This is a genomic window from Pseudomonas sp. ef1 (assembly GCF_007293365.2).
GTDB lineage: Bacteria > Pseudomonadota > Gammaproteobacteria > Pseudomonadales > Pseudomonadaceae > Aquipseudomonas > Aquipseudomonas siliginis.
Map to the genome: position 1 here is coordinate 3811228 of NZ_CM129815.1, position 14067 is coordinate 3825294.

17 protein-coding genes, 1 tRNA gene and 1 pseudogene are annotated in these 14067 nt (G+C 58.8%); 7 read left to right on the forward strand and 12 right to left on the reverse strand.

Features of this window, described 5'->3' with window-relative positions:
- Positions 1–13: 13 nt before the first annotated feature.
- The 3 genes from FEE99_RS17385 to FEE99_RS17395 all read left to right on the forward strand — a co-directional run bounded on the left by FEE99_RS17385 (position 14) and on the right by FEE99_RS17395 (position 1458).
- On the forward strand, positions 14–547 hold the full coding sequence (locus tag FEE99_RS17385; RefSeq protein ID WP_041481027.1) for a glycoside hydrolase family 19 protein: 534 nt from the start codon (positions 14–16) through the stop codon (positions 545–547).
- Positions 544–1047, forward strand: a complete 504-nt coding sequence (locus FEE99_RS17390; protein ID WP_041481026.1) for a lysis system i-spanin subunit Rz — start codon at positions 544–546, stop codon at positions 1045–1047. Before FEE99_RS17385 ends, FEE99_RS17390 begins: the two co-directional genes overlap by 4 nt.
- A 195-nt stretch (positions 1048–1242) precedes the next feature.
- The gene (locus FEE99_RS17395) at positions 1243–1458 is read left to right on the forward strand and encodes a hypothetical protein (protein ID WP_221264806.1); all 216 of its coding nucleotides are present in this window, start codon (positions 1243–1245) and stop codon (positions 1456–1458) included.
- A 1-nt stretch (position 1459) separates the two neighbouring features.
- Here FEE99_RS17395 and FEE99_RS17400 read toward each other — a convergent pair whose 3' ends face one another.
- The 6 genes and pseudogenes from FEE99_RS17400 to FEE99_RS17425 form a co-directional block, all read right to left on the reverse strand.
- Positions 1460–2152: an SOS response-associated peptidase family protein gene (locus FEE99_RS17400; protein ID WP_041481024.1), complete on the reverse strand. Its 693-nt coding sequence runs from the start codon at positions 2150–2152 to the stop codon at positions 1460–1462.
- 54 nt (positions 2153–2206) lie between these two features.
- A complete protein-coding gene (locus tag FEE99_RS17405; RefSeq protein WP_052392234.1) occupies positions 2207–2572 on the reverse strand; it encodes a hypothetical protein in 366 nt (121 codons plus the stop codon).
- A 78-nt stretch (positions 2573–2650) separates the two neighbouring features.
- Positions 2651–2860: a hypothetical protein gene (locus FEE99_RS17410; protein WP_041481023.1), complete on the reverse strand. Its 210-nt coding sequence runs from the start codon at positions 2858–2860 to the stop codon at positions 2651–2653.
- A 210-nt stretch (positions 2861–3070) separates the two neighbouring features.
- Positions 3071–3724, reverse strand: coding sequence for a hypothetical protein (locus FEE99_RS17415; protein WP_041481022.1), 654 nt, complete (start codon positions 3722–3724; stop codon positions 3071–3073).
- A gap of 316 nt (positions 3725–4040) precedes the next feature.
- Positions 4041–4248, reverse strand: a pseudogene (locus FEE99_RS17420) (hypothetical protein).
- Between the two features lie 206 nt (positions 4249–4454).
- Positions 4455–4542, reverse strand: a tRNA-Ser gene (locus tag FEE99_RS17425).
- A gap of 123 nt (positions 4543–4665) precedes the next feature.
- On the opposite strand from FEE99_RS17425, the gene FEE99_RS17430 reads away from it, so the two are divergent.
- Positions 4666–5337, forward strand: a complete 672-nt coding sequence (locus tag FEE99_RS17430) for a Bax inhibitor-1/YccA family protein (RefSeq protein ID WP_008006561.1) — start codon at positions 4666–4668, stop codon at positions 5335–5337.
- A gap of 65 nt (positions 5338–5402) precedes the next feature.
- Here the strand turns inward: FEE99_RS17430 and FEE99_RS17435 are convergent, their stop codons facing one another.
- Both FEE99_RS17435 and FEE99_RS17440 read right to left on the reverse strand, forming a co-directional pair.
- On the reverse strand, positions 5403–5732 hold the full coding sequence (locus FEE99_RS17435) for a YceK/YidQ family lipoprotein (RefSeq protein ID WP_041481021.1): 330 nt from the start codon (positions 5730–5732) through the stop codon (positions 5403–5405).
- A gap of 59 nt (positions 5733–5791) precedes the next feature.
- Positions 5792–6229 (reverse strand): Lrp/AsnC family transcriptional regulator, encoded by a 438-nt coding sequence (locus tag FEE99_RS17440; protein ID WP_041481020.1) that lies wholly within the window; start codon positions 6227–6229, stop codon positions 5792–5794.
- A gap of 147 nt (positions 6230–6376) precedes the next feature.
- Here FEE99_RS17440 and FEE99_RS17445 point away from each other — a divergent pair, with 147 nt between their 5' ends.
- Entirely contained in the window at positions 6377–7270 is an 894-nt protein-coding gene (locus FEE99_RS17445) for a DMT family transporter (protein WP_041481019.1), read from the forward strand.
- Between the two features lie 3 nt (positions 7271–7273).
- Here FEE99_RS17445 and FEE99_RS17450 read toward each other — a convergent pair whose 3' ends face one another.
- The 4 genes from FEE99_RS17450 to FEE99_RS17465 form a co-directional block, all read right to left on the reverse strand.
- Positions 7274–8314: an FUSC family protein gene (locus tag FEE99_RS17450; protein WP_041481018.1), complete on the reverse strand. Its 1041-nt coding sequence runs from the start codon at positions 8312–8314 to the stop codon at positions 7274–7276.
- 57 nt (positions 8315–8371) lie between these two features.
- Positions 8372–9331: an HlyD family secretion protein gene (locus tag FEE99_RS17455; RefSeq protein WP_041481017.1), complete on the reverse strand. Its 960-nt coding sequence runs from the start codon at positions 9329–9331 to the stop codon at positions 8372–8374.
- A gap of 2 nt (positions 9332–9333) precedes the next feature.
- Positions 9334–9690, reverse strand: a complete 357-nt coding sequence (locus FEE99_RS17460) for a DUF3302 domain-containing protein (RefSeq protein ID WP_041481016.1) — start codon at positions 9688–9690, stop codon at positions 9334–9336.
- A 102-nt stretch (positions 9691–9792) separates the two neighbouring features.
- Positions 9793–11415, reverse strand: a complete 1623-nt coding sequence (locus FEE99_RS17465) for an NADP-dependent glyceraldehyde-3-phosphate dehydrogenase (RefSeq protein ID WP_041481015.1) — start codon at positions 11413–11415, stop codon at positions 9793–9795.
- Positions 11416–11791: 376 nt separating this feature from the next.
- On the opposite strand from FEE99_RS17465, the gene FEE99_RS17470 reads away from it, so the two are divergent.
- Both FEE99_RS17470 and FEE99_RS17475 read left to right on the forward strand, forming a co-directional pair.
- Complete coding sequence (locus tag FEE99_RS17470; RefSeq protein ID WP_080902524.1) at positions 11792–12403, forward strand: transposase; 612 nt, start codon at positions 11792–11794, stop codon at positions 12401–12403.
- Positions 12404–12457: 54 nt separating this feature from the next.
- The gene (locus FEE99_RS17475) at positions 12458–14056 is read left to right on the forward strand and encodes a ShlB/FhaC/HecB family hemolysin secretion/activation protein (protein WP_041481013.1); all 1599 of its coding nucleotides are present in this window, start codon (positions 12458–12460) and stop codon (positions 14054–14056) included.
- The last annotated feature ends 11 nt before the right edge of the window (positions 14057–14067 follow it).

Below are 14067 nucleotides of genomic sequence, written 5' to 3' on the forward strand. Positions count from 1 at the left end.
GTCTGGAGTTTGTATGTCTATCACTGAGCAACAGCTGCAAAGCATCATGCCCAACGCCCGCCGCCAAGCGGGCGTTTTTGTATCCGCCCTGAACACCGCCATGAAGCATTACCAGATCGTCGGGCCCAAACGCGCGGCCGCGTTCCTCGCACAAATCGGGCATGAGTCCGGCCAGTTGCGCTACGTCCGTGAGATCTGGGGGCCGACCGCCGTTCAGCGTGGGTACGAGGGCCGGGCAGACCTGGGCAACACCGTGCCGGGTGACGGCCGGAAGTATTGCGGACGCGGCCTGGTCCAGATCACCGGCCGGGCGAACTACGCCAAGTGCGGCGAAGCGCTGGGCCTTGACCTGATCAGCCATCCCGAGCTGCTCGAACTGCCGCAGCATGCCGCGATGTCGGCGGCGTGGTTTTGGAAGCAGAAGGGGCTGAATGATTTGGCCGATCGGGACGAGTTCAACACCATCACTCGGCGAGTTAATGGCGGGCTGAACGGCTTGGCGGATCGTCTGGCGCTCTGGAAGAAGGCGCGCGAGGTGCTGGCGTGATCGTGCCGTGGCGGTTGATCGGCGTGCTGGCTCTGGTGCTCGCCGGCTTCGGCGGCGCCTGGCACATTCAGGACTGGCGCTACGGCCGGCAGATCGCCGAGCAGGCCTTGCTCAACGGCGAGACGCTGAACGAACTTGCCACGGCCGGCGCCGAGGCGCAGAAGGCCGAGCAGGACAAGCGACTTGCGCTCGAACAAAAGCTGGCAGCCAGTGAGCAAACCCATTACAGGAAATTGAGTGATGCCCAACGTGACCAGAATCGCCTGCGCGATCGCCTTGCCACTGCTGATCTGCGGCTGTCAGTCCTCATCGACGCGGATTCAGCCGGTAGCAGTGACGTGCCAAAAGCCTCCGGCGCCGGCGGCGTGGATCATGCAGCCGTACGAGCCCGACTTGACGCGGCGCATGCTCAACGAATTATCGCCATCACCGACACCGGTGACCGCGGACTGATCGCGCTGCAGGCGTGCCAGGACTATGTGCGAAACTTGCAACATTGATGGCCCTCCGCCACGCTTGCAGGGCCTTTGGTCTTGAACCATCATTCCTTTTTGATGATGGCGATATGTACGTGGACAAGCGACTCGCAGGGCTTTCGTTTTTGATGACCCTCGTTTGGGTTACGGTCGTCCTGGCGGTGATGTATTGGATGTCGCAGTGAATACAAAGGGTGAATCGTTGTGGAAGGCGTAGTGATGGGCGACAAAATGCAGCGAGAGGCCGATCGCCTGCTGGCGCAGATCGTCCGGACGGATTCGATGATCACGGCGGTAAAGGCGGGAGCACGGGCAGAAGGCTTCGTGCTTGGGCTGGAAACCGCCGGCGCCCTGCGCGCTGGCGATGCTGAAAGGCTCTATATCATTTTCGAATCTGCGCTGGTGGAGCACCTGAAGACACTTTCTCAGCATTAAATCATTCAGCTTTTTCATCAATCGGATTGATCAATCCGCTTTGTTGATTGCGTACATTGCCCACGGCGCGATCGACCTTGAACCATTCGAAAGCCTCTGATGGCTCGCCCTCATGCAGCACCATCTGTTCGGCGCGCTCTTTGGGCGTGGCTGGGTCCAACCATTCCCGCGCTAGCTCTGGCGGAAGAGCGACCGGGCGGCGGTCGTGGATGTCGACCATGCCGCCGGCGCTGTCGGCGGTGATGATTACAAAGCCGTCGTGCTCGCCGGGGCCGTGCTCTTCGTTCGGGTACTGGCCGATCGCGGCGCAGAGGATCGGGGACTGGTCGCGATGCCTGATCAGGTAGGGCTGCTTCTTCGGCCCACCTTCGTCTACCCACTCGAACCAGTTGTTGATCGCGATGATTGCCCGGTGCGGCCAGATCGCGCGAAAGAAAGGGCCATGGGCGACTTTCTCGACGCGTGCATTGATTGGCGCGGCTCGGTCTTTTGCCCAATGCGGTCGCCATCCCCAGCGGACCATATCTGCATGCAGAAACTCGCCTTCCTGATGGAAGAGGGCGAGCTGAGTGGTTGGCGCGGCGTTGTACCGCTCAAAGGGTTGCTCGCCGGTCGAGTTGATGAGCGCGTTCGGCATGCTGAGCGCCGCCACGAAGTCGTGAATGCCGCTGTACTGGGAAAGTCGTCCGCACATTGCCATGCCCTCGGCTGGATCTGATTCAGCGTAGACCCATAAGGGAAGGCTTCGTCACAAACCTTTTTCGGCGCAGCATTCGCAATGACCTGCGAATTCCCCCCGATCTCGAGCTTCTCTGAAAAGGCGCTGGTTTTCATTTAACAGATGGTTCCTGTTGTGCTCGACGTCGGCGAATCGTCGCCTCTCGCTTAGCAAAGCCCCTTCGGCGTGCTGAAGCTTGGCCTTGAGAGAGTTTCTCTCCTCCGTGAGGGCGTCATTGTCTCTGACCAGTCCTTCGATATTCGCCAGCGCGCGAGCGAGCTTTAGGATGAGAGCCTCGAATTCGTTTTCATACATCCTGAGCTGGTGTCGGCAGGTTTCAAGCGGGGTCGGGTTGCCGAGCCAATCGTCGGTGTCTTCTATATAGAGGGGGTCCACGTGAGTGCCTTACTGGATACTGGTTGCATATACAGTAATCGAGAGGCGGAACGTAGGCGAGGCTGCGGCGACGAACTGTCAGTCCGGCGCCATCAAAACAGCCAACGTCATTTTGATGAATTCTTCATTTCGATCGATCGCGGCGAGAGAGCTTCGGACGTTTTCGGCGACATCGGCGGATCCGCGCTGCTCGACCCATAAAGTGAGCTCCATGATGGCGGCTTCAAGGGCGAGCTGGTTTTCGTTGATTTTGAACAGTAGGGAAGGGAGCAGATCAGAGTTTGGCATTGGTTTCCTCCTTGGACGAAACCAGAATAGCAGAGAGAAATTTGATCGGCAGAACGCCGGAGAAGGGTAGAGCACTGTAGGAAAATACAGCGCTAAGTTGTTGATTCTTATAGCGGGTAAGGTCAGTTTTTGACCCTGCAAATTTCGGTGTGTTTCCTTTATGCATCAATGGGTTGCGTGTGTTTCGGGGTCACCTTGACATGGTGGTGCCTATAAATCACTTACCAGCACTTTTCTTTCACGTAATTCCTTTAAACAGTCATTAAAAGCAGCCTCGCTGATTTGTGAAAGCTCACCTGCTAACGTTTGGAGAGGGCCTACCATTGGAGTATCAAGTGTCTCCATTTCCTCCACCTGGGCGGCGTAGGCATCCCACGTCTCGCTCAGACACTCCAAGGCTCTGCCGACCGTCAATACATCAAGCGATAGTAGGGCATTCGGGATCTCAAAAATGGGTAGCAGCAGTAGTGTTTGATGGGCATCACGCATCATTGACGGAGTAACCATTGCAAAATCCTCCGAATTCCTGCTCTCGAATGCCTGAATCACTTCCCGCGACATGGTCATGGATCTAATCATCAATGCCTTGATGACTTCGAGCTTTTGTATTTCGTTGCGAATACGCTGTTCATTTTCTATATCCCGAGCCTGACTGGCTTGCTTAGTGGCGATAGCGGAGGCCGCAAGAATTGCAGCAATGCTTCCGATCGCCTGGATCCAAGCAGGCGCATAGTTCTGAAGAAAGCCTTCCAACCTTGGCCATCCGCCAGTAGCTTTCGCAACAAATCCGACCACTAGAGATACAAGTGCAAATGTCGCGAGCCAGAAGATCCATGTGGGTACTTGAACGATTTTACTTTTCATTGCCTGTATTGCCCTACAAAAATCTTGTCAAAACCCGGAAGCAACCATAAGTTTTAAGCAGCGATCAGATGGTAATTGGACTTTCAGTTGCAAGGAACAAAATGCGACTTTTTCGTCGTCAGTTGAGTGTTTTCAAGGTGCTGTGGATTGCGCAAAACTCTGTCTACAAGCCGCGTGTTCCGTTTGCGTAAGCACAAAATGCGTATTTTTACCATGTCTGTGGCGGGCTATTATCTTTACAAAACAGATAGTTAGGCCGCTTCAGTCCCCAGCATGGGATGCTAGGGACGAGTGCGGCGGTCTTGACAGACTTCTGTCATTCGGGGGTCATAAGTACCGCGTGCGTCATCTTGATGAATTCTTCGTTCTTGCCGATTACCCAAAGGCACCGCGGACGCTCTGGGCGATGTCGGCAGATCCGCGCTGCTCGACCCAGTTTGACAATTCCATGATGGCGGCTTCGAGGGCGAGTTGGTTTTCATCGATTTTGTAAAGCAGGAAGGGATCAGGTCTGAATTTGGCATTAGGCGTTCCTCCGTGAAAAAGCCAAGCGTAGCACCGTGTTACATGGAGAATTTTTGCGTTTGGCAGGACGCCGGAGAAGCGAGAAAAAGCAGAAAGTTTTGTAACGCGGGCCAGAAAGTTTTGTAACGCTTCAGCTAGTGCGGCGGAAATCCCAAACCCCAGAAACGACAAAGCCCTGAATAATCAGGGCTTTGTCGTATAAAGATGGCGGAGGCGATGGGATTCGAACTCATGGACCTGTTACAGTCGACGGTTTTCAAGACCGTTGCCTTAAACCACTCGGCCACACCTCCGTTTGCGTTGCGGGCGCCATAATACCTGAATGAAACACACTGTCAAACTCTCTGCATGGCTTGTTACAGAGCGTCTGTTATGATCTTTGCGACTGAACGTTTCAAACCAACAGGAGTGTCGCCATGCGCGAACAGGATTACGCAGTTAATAACAGCGTGCAGGCTGAGCAGCTAGAGGTTAGCCGCGTCCTGCGCAACACTTATGGTCTCTTGGCTCTGACCCTCGCATTCAGCGGTGTGATGGCCTTCGTAGCCCAGCAGATGCGTGTCGGCTACCCGAACATTTTCGTGGTGCTGATCGGCTTCTACGGGCTGTTCTTCCTCACCAACAAACTCCGTGATTCCGCGTGGGGCCTGGTATCCGCCTTCGCGTTGACCGGTTTCATGGGTTTCCTGCTCGGCCCGATCCTCAACCGTTACCTGGGCATGCAGGGCGGCGCTGAAGTGGTCAGCTCGGCTTTTGCCATGACCGCACTGGTGTTCGGTGGTCTGTCGGCCTACGTGTTGATCACCCGCAAGGACATGAGCTTCCTAGGTGGCTTCATCACCGCAGGTTTCTTTGTCCTGCTGGGCGCTACGCTGGCGAGCTTCTTCTTCCAGATCAGCGGCCTGCAACTGGCGATCAGCGCCGGCTTCGTGCTGTTCTCGTCGGTCTGCATTCTGTTCCAGACCAGCGCGATCATCCACGGCGGCGAGCGCAACTACATCATGGCGACCATCAGCCTGTATGTATCGATCTACAACCTGTTCGTCAGCCTGCTGCAACTGTTCGGCATCATGAGCCGCGACGACTGATCGTAATGGCTGCAATAAAAAACCCGCTTCGGCGGGTTTTTTATCGTCTGGACAAAGGTGTCTGCTCAGTTGATGACGATGCTGCCGTCCACTTGCTGACGGTAGATGGTGTAGGGCAGCAGCAAGGTATCTAGGGCGCCGGACACCACGGCGTCCACCAGCACCACCGGAATCGCCGCGTTGCGGTGATCATCGGGATCGATGCCTGAGGCCAGCGGAGCGTTCAGCGTGCAGAAGTCATAAGCGAGGCCGCTGTAGATTCTCGGCACCGCGCCGCAATAACTTTTCTGCTGCTTGAGTCCGTCAACAGCAGCCTGATCGTTGCGCGCCACCGTTTGAATCGTGCCACAACCGCCGAGCAGCAGGGCCGCCAGCAGCATTGCCTGAATTTTCATAGCGCCATTCCTTAGCCGCGAAAAACCCACAATCTACGCCGAACAACGGAAAAAAACACCTACGCCATCGGTGGCAGGCGTCGCTTGACCGGGGTCTTCTTGACGATCGCAGTGTTGGTTTCGGCCAACGTATTCAGTCGGTCTAGCAGGGTATCGAGCTGCTCCATCGAGCGCACGTGCAGGCGGGCAATAAAGCAGTCGTCACCGGTGACCTTGTCGCACTCGGTGAACTCCGGAATCGACATGATCTGCCGCTCAACCTCGTGCAATTGCCCTGGCAGTGGCCGTACGCGGACGATCGCCTGCAACTGATAGCCGAAGCATTTCGGATCAATCTCCACCGTGTAGCCCTTGAGCACGCCACGTTCTTCCAGACGCCGCAACCGCTCGGCCACGCTGGGCGATGACAGGCCGCTGATCTGCGCCAGCGCTTTGAGCGAGCGCCGCGAGTCTTCCATCAGCGCGCTGATAAGGATCTGATCGATATCGTCAGTCACATTCAAACTCCGGATTAGGCAAAGGACGCAAATCACCCTCGATAAAAAAGGCGAAAACCAAGTTTAGCCTGCTTTATGCGCTGGAGCAGCTCGAGGTGCGCTTGGCATACTTTTGCCATGCTTCGCTCACAGCCTCAGGAGAAGATGATGGACAACGCAATCCGCCGCGGTTCGCTGGAAATGACCGCCGCCATGCTCATATCCGGAACGATCGGCTGGTTTGTGCTGGTGTCCGGGCAACCGGTGCTGGACGTGGTGTTCTGGCGCTGCGTGTTCGGCGCCGGCACCTTGCTGTTGGTCTGCGCCGCATTCGGCTTCCTGCGTCCGGGGATGCTGACCCGCACAACGTTTCTGCTGGCGGTGCTCAGTGGAATGGCGATTGTCGGCAACTGGGTGCTGCTGTTCGCATCCTATTCCCGCGCCTCGATTGCCATCGGCACCGCAGTCTATAACGTGCAGCCATTCATGCTGGTCGGTCTGGCGGCACTGTTTCTCGGCGAGAAAATTACCCTGCAGAAGCTGTTCTGGCTGGCGATTTCGTTCATGGGCATGTTGGCGATCGTCAGCGCCCATGGCACGCAAGGCGAGGAGGGTAACGATTACTTGATGGGAATTGCCCTGGCGTTGGGCGCGGCGTTTCTCTACGCGATTGCCGCACTGATCATCAAGCGCCTGACCGGCACGCCGCCGCACCTGATCGCGCTGGTTCAAGTGTGCACCGGTGTGTTGTTGCTCGCGCCGTTCGCGCATTTCGATGCGTTGCCGGCGGGCGTCGATGCCTGGGCCAGTCTGCTGACTCTCGGGATCGTGCACACCGGTCTGATGTACGTCTTGCTTTACGGCGCGATTCAAAAGCTGCCGACGGCATTGACCGGCGCACTGTCGTTCATTTATCCGATCGCGGCGATTTTCGTTGACTGGTTCGCCTTCGGCCATCGCCTCGAATTGCTGCAATGGATAGGCGTCGCAGCGATCCTGCTGGCGGCCGCCGGCATGCAACAAGGTTGGGGCTGGAAAACCCGGCGGCTGGCGGCGCAATAAAGATCAGATATTCCAGCGCGGTGCGGTTGCTGCCAAGCGCTGGCGCATCTCGCTGATATTGGCCGCCAGTTGCCGGGTCAGCATCCGGTAGCCGTCGAGCGTATTGGCGACTGGCGCATCAAGGTCCGCTGCTGGCAGCTCCATCGGTCGCTCCAGCCGTTGCGAGGCCCCGGTTTTCAACGCGCGAGCCATGCCGATCAGTTGCACACGAATCTGCCGGTGCTCAGCCTTCAGTGCCGTTTGCAGATGTGCCGTGGCCTGCGGGTCGCTGGCATTGGGACGGATATTACCGAGGATCTCCAGCGTACTGATGCACATGCGCAGGTTGCGCTGAATCGCGTCGAGCTCGGTCATGGAGATTTTCACTTCCTTGGACACCGACGGCATCAGCGAACGTAATTGCACCATCACCGCGCCGAGCTTGCTCATCAGCCGCACGTGTTCGTCGGCGCTGACCGCTTCACCGTTGATGATGCGTCCGTACACCGTAGCGCAATCGCGCAAGGCATCGGCGAGGTTGTAACGCCACGAGTAGACCGCGTACAGCGGCAGGGCGAAGGAAAACGCCAGGGCGAGGGCGATGCCGATCAGGATGTCGACGCCGCGCCACAGTCCATCGGTGATCGGGTTGTCGCCATGCCCGGCGACGATGAACACGGTGATGGCCGAGAGCAGGGCGGTGTAGCCGCCCTTGCCGATCGCGTGATAGGAGAAAAAACCACAGACCACGGCCATGGAAAAATAGGTCAGCCACGGCATGCCCAGCCACGCATGTTGCGCCACCAGTGCCAACCCGACTCCTGCACCGATCAAGGTACCGATGGCGCGCTCGGCGGCTTTTTTGCCGATGTTGCCGTGGTGCTGCAAACCGCCGATCACCACCAGCATGGTCACCGATGCCCATTCGCCGTGGGGCAGATTGATGCCAGTGGTCAGCAGAATCGTCGCCAACAATCCCAAGGCCACCCGCACGGAATGGATCAGTCGGGCGTGACGGTAGCGCCGATACGGGTCCAGTAACGGACGCAGGATACGGCGCAACAGCGGTGGCAGGTGGTGGGTGCTGTAAGTAGTCAGTGCGAACCTCGTGAGTCAGTCAAATCAATGGAAGGGGAAAATGTAATTCATCCAGGCGGACATGCGCAGCAGGATTTTGCGCATCGCGCCGATGTGTTGAAAGTGCTTGCTGTACAGCGCCGCTTGTCCATACGCGCCGCCTGGCATGAGCGCGCTGTATTCGGCGAACGCCGGATCGGTTATCTCGATGATCACTGGCACCCGTCCGGCCGGTGGTGAGCCGGTGTAGCTGATCAGGGTACCGGAAGGTTGCACCTGGCCCTCGGCGATCACCCCGATCACACTTTTCACCCGACCGGCGAAGACCTTGCCGGGAATGCCGTCGAAGGCGACTTCGGCCTCGTCGCCCACGGTCAGACGCAATAGGCTGTTCTGACGCATCCAGGCAGCGAAGTACTGACCTTCCTGCGGAATAAACACCATTGACGGGCGCAGCGGCAGCTTGCTCGCCATCATCCCCGGTCGCAGCGAAACGTGGGTGACGAAGCCTTTGCTCGGTGCTCGAACCACGGTGTTGTCCAGCTCGAACTGCGCATTGTCCAGTTGCGCCTGCAGATCGTCGGTGCGGGCGATGGCCGCGTCCAGTTCACGCTGGGTGCCGAAGTTGCGGCGAATCAGTTCGGTGATGCGGAAGCGGTCGCCCTTGGCTGCAACCAGTTGCGCCTTGAGCGATTTCAGGCGGTTCTGGAAAGGCGTGGGATCGATGCGGAACAGCACGTCGCCTTTTTCCAGGGGTTCGTTGCCCTTTACCGGCACGTCGATAACCTGGCCGCTGACGATCGGAATGACCGGCACCGAGACAAAGTAGGAGCGCGCCACCTCGGAATAGGGGTGGTTGTAGTTCATGGTGAAAATCAGCGCGCCGATGATCAGCACGCCACCCAGGACAGCGGTGGGCACCGTCCATTTGTTCAGCGGAATGCGGAAGATCTTGAAAATCGCGACGCAGAGTGCGGCGTACGTGAGGATGAGCAACAGATCCATGCTCAGATCCCCCGGCTGTCAGATTGCGGCGCAACCGGCGACTGCGCTTCGAGCCGCTCGATCCGGGCTTGCAGCTCGACGACCTGCTGCTCCAGTTGATTGACGTGATTCTGAATGGGTTTGCCATCGCCGAACCCCCAACCACGATCCTCGCGATAGGCCATCGCCCAGATCCACAGAAACGGCCAGAGTGCATGCAAGGTGAACAGGCTGACCCAGCCAGTGGCATGGATCGCGTCCTGATGCGGGTGGTTGCGGTGGACGGCGATCTCGTACGGAATGTCATGCAGCACGATAACCCCGTAAAACAGCACGAGACCGACAAAAACCAACAGACCCAATGCGAAGTAATCGAGCATGGTCAGCCTCCCGGGCATCCAGCAATGCTGGGCTCAGTGTAGTCACTGAATCGCCGGGGGGCTGACGGATCGGCAGGATCATTCAATCCTGCCGATCATCCGTCAAAAGATGTAATCGGTGGTCAGGAAACTCGAATCACGCCCGCGAATGATCTCGCTGATCAGATCCTTGTTGCTCTCCTGGAATTTGGTCGCCACCAGGGTGCGGATCGAAAACACTCGCAATGCATCGTGTACCGACAGCGTGCCTTCGGCAGAGTTTTTGCGGCCGTTGAACGGATAGGTGTCCGGGCCGCGCTGGCACTGGGCGTTGAGGTTGATCCGCCCGACCTGGTTGGCGAAAGTGTCGACCAGCCGGCCGACGGCCACCGGGTTGGTGCCGAAGATACTCAACTGCTGGCCGAAATCGGATTCCAGTACGTAGTCGATCACGGTATCGAGGTGGCGGTACGGCACGATGGGCACGACCGGGCCGAACTGTTCTTCCTGATACACGCGCATTTGCGGATTCACCGGATACAGCACTGCCGGGTAGAAGAACGAGGCGTGGGACTCGCCACCATTCGGGTTGACCACCTGGGCGCCTTTGCTTTGCGCATCCGCGACCAGACCGTGCAGATAATCGACCTTGCCCGACTCCGGCAGCGGCGTCAGCGCCACGCCGCTGTCCCACGGCATGCCTGGTTTCAGCGTGGCCAGCTTGGCATTGAATTTCTCGATGAAACTGTCGACCACGTCTTCATGCACGAAGAGGATTTTCAGTGCGGTGCAGCGCTGACCATTGAACGACAGCGAGCCGGTGACCGCTTCGCTGACGGCGTTGTCGAGATCGACTTCGGGCAAAACGATGCCCGGGTTCTTCGCATCCAGACCCAGAGCGGCGCGCAAACGGTGTGGTTTCGGGTGCAGCTTCTTCAGGTCACTGGCAGCCTTGTTGGTGCCGATGAAGGCAAAGATATCGATCTTGCCGCTGGCCATCAGAGCGCTGACGGTCTCGCGGCCGCTGCCATAGATGACGTTGATCACGCCGCTCGGGAAGCTGTCGCGGAAGGCTTCGAGCAACGGCCGAATCAGCAGCACGCCGAGCTTGGCCGGTTTGAACACCACGGTGTTACCCATGATCAGTGCCGGAATCAGCGTGGTGAAGGTTTCGTTCAGCGGGTAGTTGTAAGGCCCCATGCACAAGGCGACGCCGAGCGGCACGCGGCGGATCTGGCCGAGGGTGTCCTGCTCCAGCTCAAAGCGGCTGGAGCGGCGGTCGAGTTCTTTCAATGCGTTGATGGTGTCGACGATGTAATCGCAGGTGCGATCGAACTCTTTTTCCGAGTCCTTGAGGTTCTTGCCGATCTCCCACATCAGCAGCTTGACCACCGCCTCGCGCTGCTCGCGCATGCGGCCGAGGAATGCTTCGACGTGCTGGATGCGCTCGGCCACGCGCATGGTTGGCCACAGGCCTTGGCCGCGATCGTAAGCGCGAACGGCAGCGTCGAGGGCGGTGAGCGCGGTGTCGGCATCCAGCAGCGGCGTGCTGCCGAGGATCACCTGTTCTTCACCGTTTGCGCTTTTCAGATAAACCGGGCTGCGCACCTGCGCGAGCGGGCCGTCCCAGCGGCGCAATTGACCATCGACCAGATATTCACGCTGCTCGACCTGAGCGTCGAGGCGATATTTTTCCGGGATGTCGCTGACCGAAGGGAACAGGTTGCCAAGGATGTTTGCTGTCATGTCACTACCCTGTGTTGAAGTCGGCGTGCCGATTGAAAGTCTTGTAAAGGTTATACGCCTGAACGGGCCGGGATTTAACCCCGTGAATGTCACGCGAATGTCACGCAACGGTGCAACCACAGTCCACCTTGTGGGAGCGAGCCTGCTCGCGAAGGCGGCGGCACATCCAACATCCTCATCGCCTGACACAGCGCTTTCGCGAGCAGGCTCGCTCCCACGGTCGATCATCTACATCCGTCAATCCATCTTCGGTAATGAAGCTTTTATGACAAAAGTTCGGTAGCCCTTTGCCAGTCCGGTCATGCCTGTGTAACGCGCTTGAGGGGCCTTTCGGGGCGCACTTTGCAAGCCGAGGCGGGACGCCGGGAGTGAGGCAATGGGGACTATGGAACGCTATTCGAAAGTGGGCATGCAGGAGCTCGATCAACGCCTGTCGAAGATCGTCGAAGCCGCGCGCAAGAAGCCGGTTTCGGTGTATCGCTACGGCGCGCCGTGGGTCTGGATCGTCTCGCAGGAGGACTGGCAGGGCGCTCTGAAAGAAGTGTCCAGCTACATTCCGCCGGGCCATTCGCTGGTGTTGCTGCGCCCGCAGATCGACGATCTGCTCGACGCCCACCAGGACCTGCTGCGCGACCTCAATGCCGCACCCGGCATGCTCATTCCCGCGCAGACGGTGATGCACATCCTGCTCCTGCAATTGCTGTATTCGGTGCCCAGCGAACAGCAGCTCTATGAACAGCTCAATTACAACCTGCTGTTCCGCTGGTTCGTCGGCCTTGGCCTGAACCAGAAGGTCTGGAGTTTCACCGCCCTCAGTCGTGACATCGCCACGCTGCTCAACGAGCCGCGCGCGGTGCTGCTGATTCAGAAAATCATCGGCGAAGTGTTCTGCGGTGCCTTGCTGCAAATGCCCGAGTTCTCGCTGAACTTTGCGCTGTTGCATACCTGGCTGGGCAAGCACGCCTGCGCCACAACGATCAGCAATTGACGCATCACACCGGGCGCTAACGCCTACAGGTCATCGCGAATTTCAGGGGGTAGTGTGGAACGGATTTTCACGTCACGGCTGGCACTGTGGGGCTGGCTGCTGGTGACGGCGGGCGCGCAGCCGGCGCTGGCCGAGGAGGGCACAGAAGCGCCCGCCGCGCAGCGACTGGTCGACGTCAACGAATACTTCGTGCGCGGCAATACCGTGCTCGATGCGCGGGCGATCGAAGAAGCGGTCTACCCGTTTCTCGGCCCGCAGAAAGCCTTGAGCGATATCGAAGGCGCCCGCGATGCGTTGCAGAAGGCCTATCAGGAGCGCGGCTATCAGTCGGTGTTTGTCGAGCTGCCCGAGCAGGCTGTGGCCGATGGCATCGTCTATCTGCAAGTCAGCGAAACCAAGGTCGGCCGGGTGCGCGTGGTCGGCGCCAAACACTATTCGCCGCTGGACATTCGCGACAACGTCCCGGCGCTGAAAGAAGGCGAGGTGCCGGACTTTGCCAAGGTCCAGGGCGAACTCGCGCAGCTCAACAAGACCCCCGGTCGCCAGGTCATGCCGCTGGTGCGCGAAGGGCAGCGCCCCGGCACCATGGATGTCGATTTGCAGGTCGAAGACCAGAACCCGTGGACGGCCAGCGTCGGCCTCAATAACGACTACAGCGCCGACACCGAAAAGCTGCGCAGCGTCACCAGCCTCGGTTACAACAACCTCTGGCAACTCGGTCACAGCGTCAACCTGACGTTCTTCACCGCGCCGCAGGAAACCGACAACGCCAAGGTCTGGTCGGGCTCCTACACCGCGCCGCTGAGCGAGCGCTGGAGCGTGCAATTCTCCGGTTACCAGTCCGACAGCAACGTCGCCACCATCGGCGGCAGCAACGTGCTCGGCAAGGGTCACAGCTACGGCGTCGCGGCAATTTACACGATGCCCTCGAGCGGCAACTGGTCGAACTCACTGTCGGCCGGCATCGACTTCAAGGACTTCGACGAGCGCCTGAGCCTGTCCGGCGAAAGCGACAAGGTACCGCTCAAATATGCGCCGTTCACCTTCGCCTACAACGGCTATCGCTACAGCGAAAAGAGCCAGCTCGGTCTCGGTCTGAGCCTGGTTGCCGCCACCCGCAGCGTGTTCGGCTACGGCAGCGACGACGAAGACTTCGACTACAAACGCTATCGCGCCAAACCGAGTTTCGCCGTGCTCAAGGGCGACACCAACTACACCTGGACCTTCGACAGCGACTGGCAGAGCGCAAGCAAAGCCGCATTCCAGCTAGCCTCGGGGCCGCTGGTTTCCAACGAACAATTCTCCGCCGGCGGTGCCACTTCGGTGCGCGGCTATCTCGCTGCCGAGCGCACCGCCGATGACGGCTACCTGCTCAGCCAGGAATTGCGCACACCGTCGCTGGCGAAATTCGCCGGCACGTGGATGCAGGACTGGCGCTTCTATGCCTTCGCCGAAGGCGCGCAGTTGTACCTGCGCGACGAACTGCCGGATCAGGACGCCAATTACGCCCTGGCCAGCGTCGGCCTCGGCACCCGCGCCAGCCTCAGTAAATGGCTGTCCGGCAGCCTCGACTGGGGCTACCCGCTACTCGAAGGGCCGAACACCTCAAAGCAGGAATCGCGCCTGCACTTCAACCTTCAAGCCACTTTCTAACGGAGCACGTC

What these genes read in the sequence shown, in the direction of transcription:
- FEE99_RS17395 (WP_221264806.1), top strand. Translation starts at nt 1,243, where the DNA reads ATGGGCGACAAAATGCAGCGAGAGGCCGATCGCCTGCTGGCGCAGATC.
- FEE99_RS17470 (WP_080902524.1), top strand. Translation starts at nt 11,792, where the DNA reads ATGGGGACTATGGAACGCTATTCGAAAGTGGGCATGCAGGAGCTCGAT.
- FEE99_RS17435 (WP_041481021.1), bottom strand. Translation starts at nt 5,732, where the DNA reads ATGAAAATTCAGGCAATGCTGCTGGCGGCCCTGCTGCTCGGCGGTTGT.
- FEE99_RS17415 (WP_041481022.1), bottom strand. Translation starts at nt 3,724, where the DNA reads ATGAAAAGTAAAATCGTTCAAGTACCCACATGGATCTTCTGGCTCGCG.
- FEE99_RS17430 (WP_008006561.1), top strand. Translation starts at nt 4,666, where the DNA reads ATGCGCGAACAGGATTACGCAGTTAATAACAGCGTGCAGGCTGAGCAG.
- FEE99_RS17445 (WP_041481019.1), top strand. Translation starts at nt 6,377, where the DNA reads ATGGACAACGCAATCCGCCGCGGTTCGCTGGAAATGACCGCCGCCATG.
- FEE99_RS17465 (WP_041481015.1), bottom strand. Translation starts at nt 11,415, where the DNA reads ATGACAGCAAACATCCTTGGCAACCTGTTCCCTTCGGTCAGCGACATC.
- FEE99_RS17410 (WP_041481023.1), bottom strand. Translation starts at nt 2,860, where the DNA reads ATGCCAAACTCTGATCTGCTCCCTTCCCTACTGTTCAAAATCAACGAA.
- FEE99_RS17455 (WP_041481017.1), bottom strand. Translation starts at nt 9,331, where the DNA reads ATGGATCTGTTGCTCATCCTCACGTACGCCGCACTCTGCGTCGCGATT.
- FEE99_RS17460 (WP_041481016.1), bottom strand. Translation starts at nt 9,690, where the DNA reads ATGCTCGATTACTTCGCATTGGGTCTGTTGGTTTTTGTCGGTCTCGTG.
- FEE99_RS17400 (WP_041481024.1), bottom strand. Translation starts at nt 2,152, where the DNA reads ATGTGCGGACGACTTTCCCAGTACAGCGGCATTCACGACTTCGTGGCG.
- FEE99_RS17385 (WP_041481027.1), top strand. Translation starts at nt 14, where the DNA reads ATGTCTATCACTGAGCAACAGCTGCAAAGCATCATGCCCAACGCCCGC.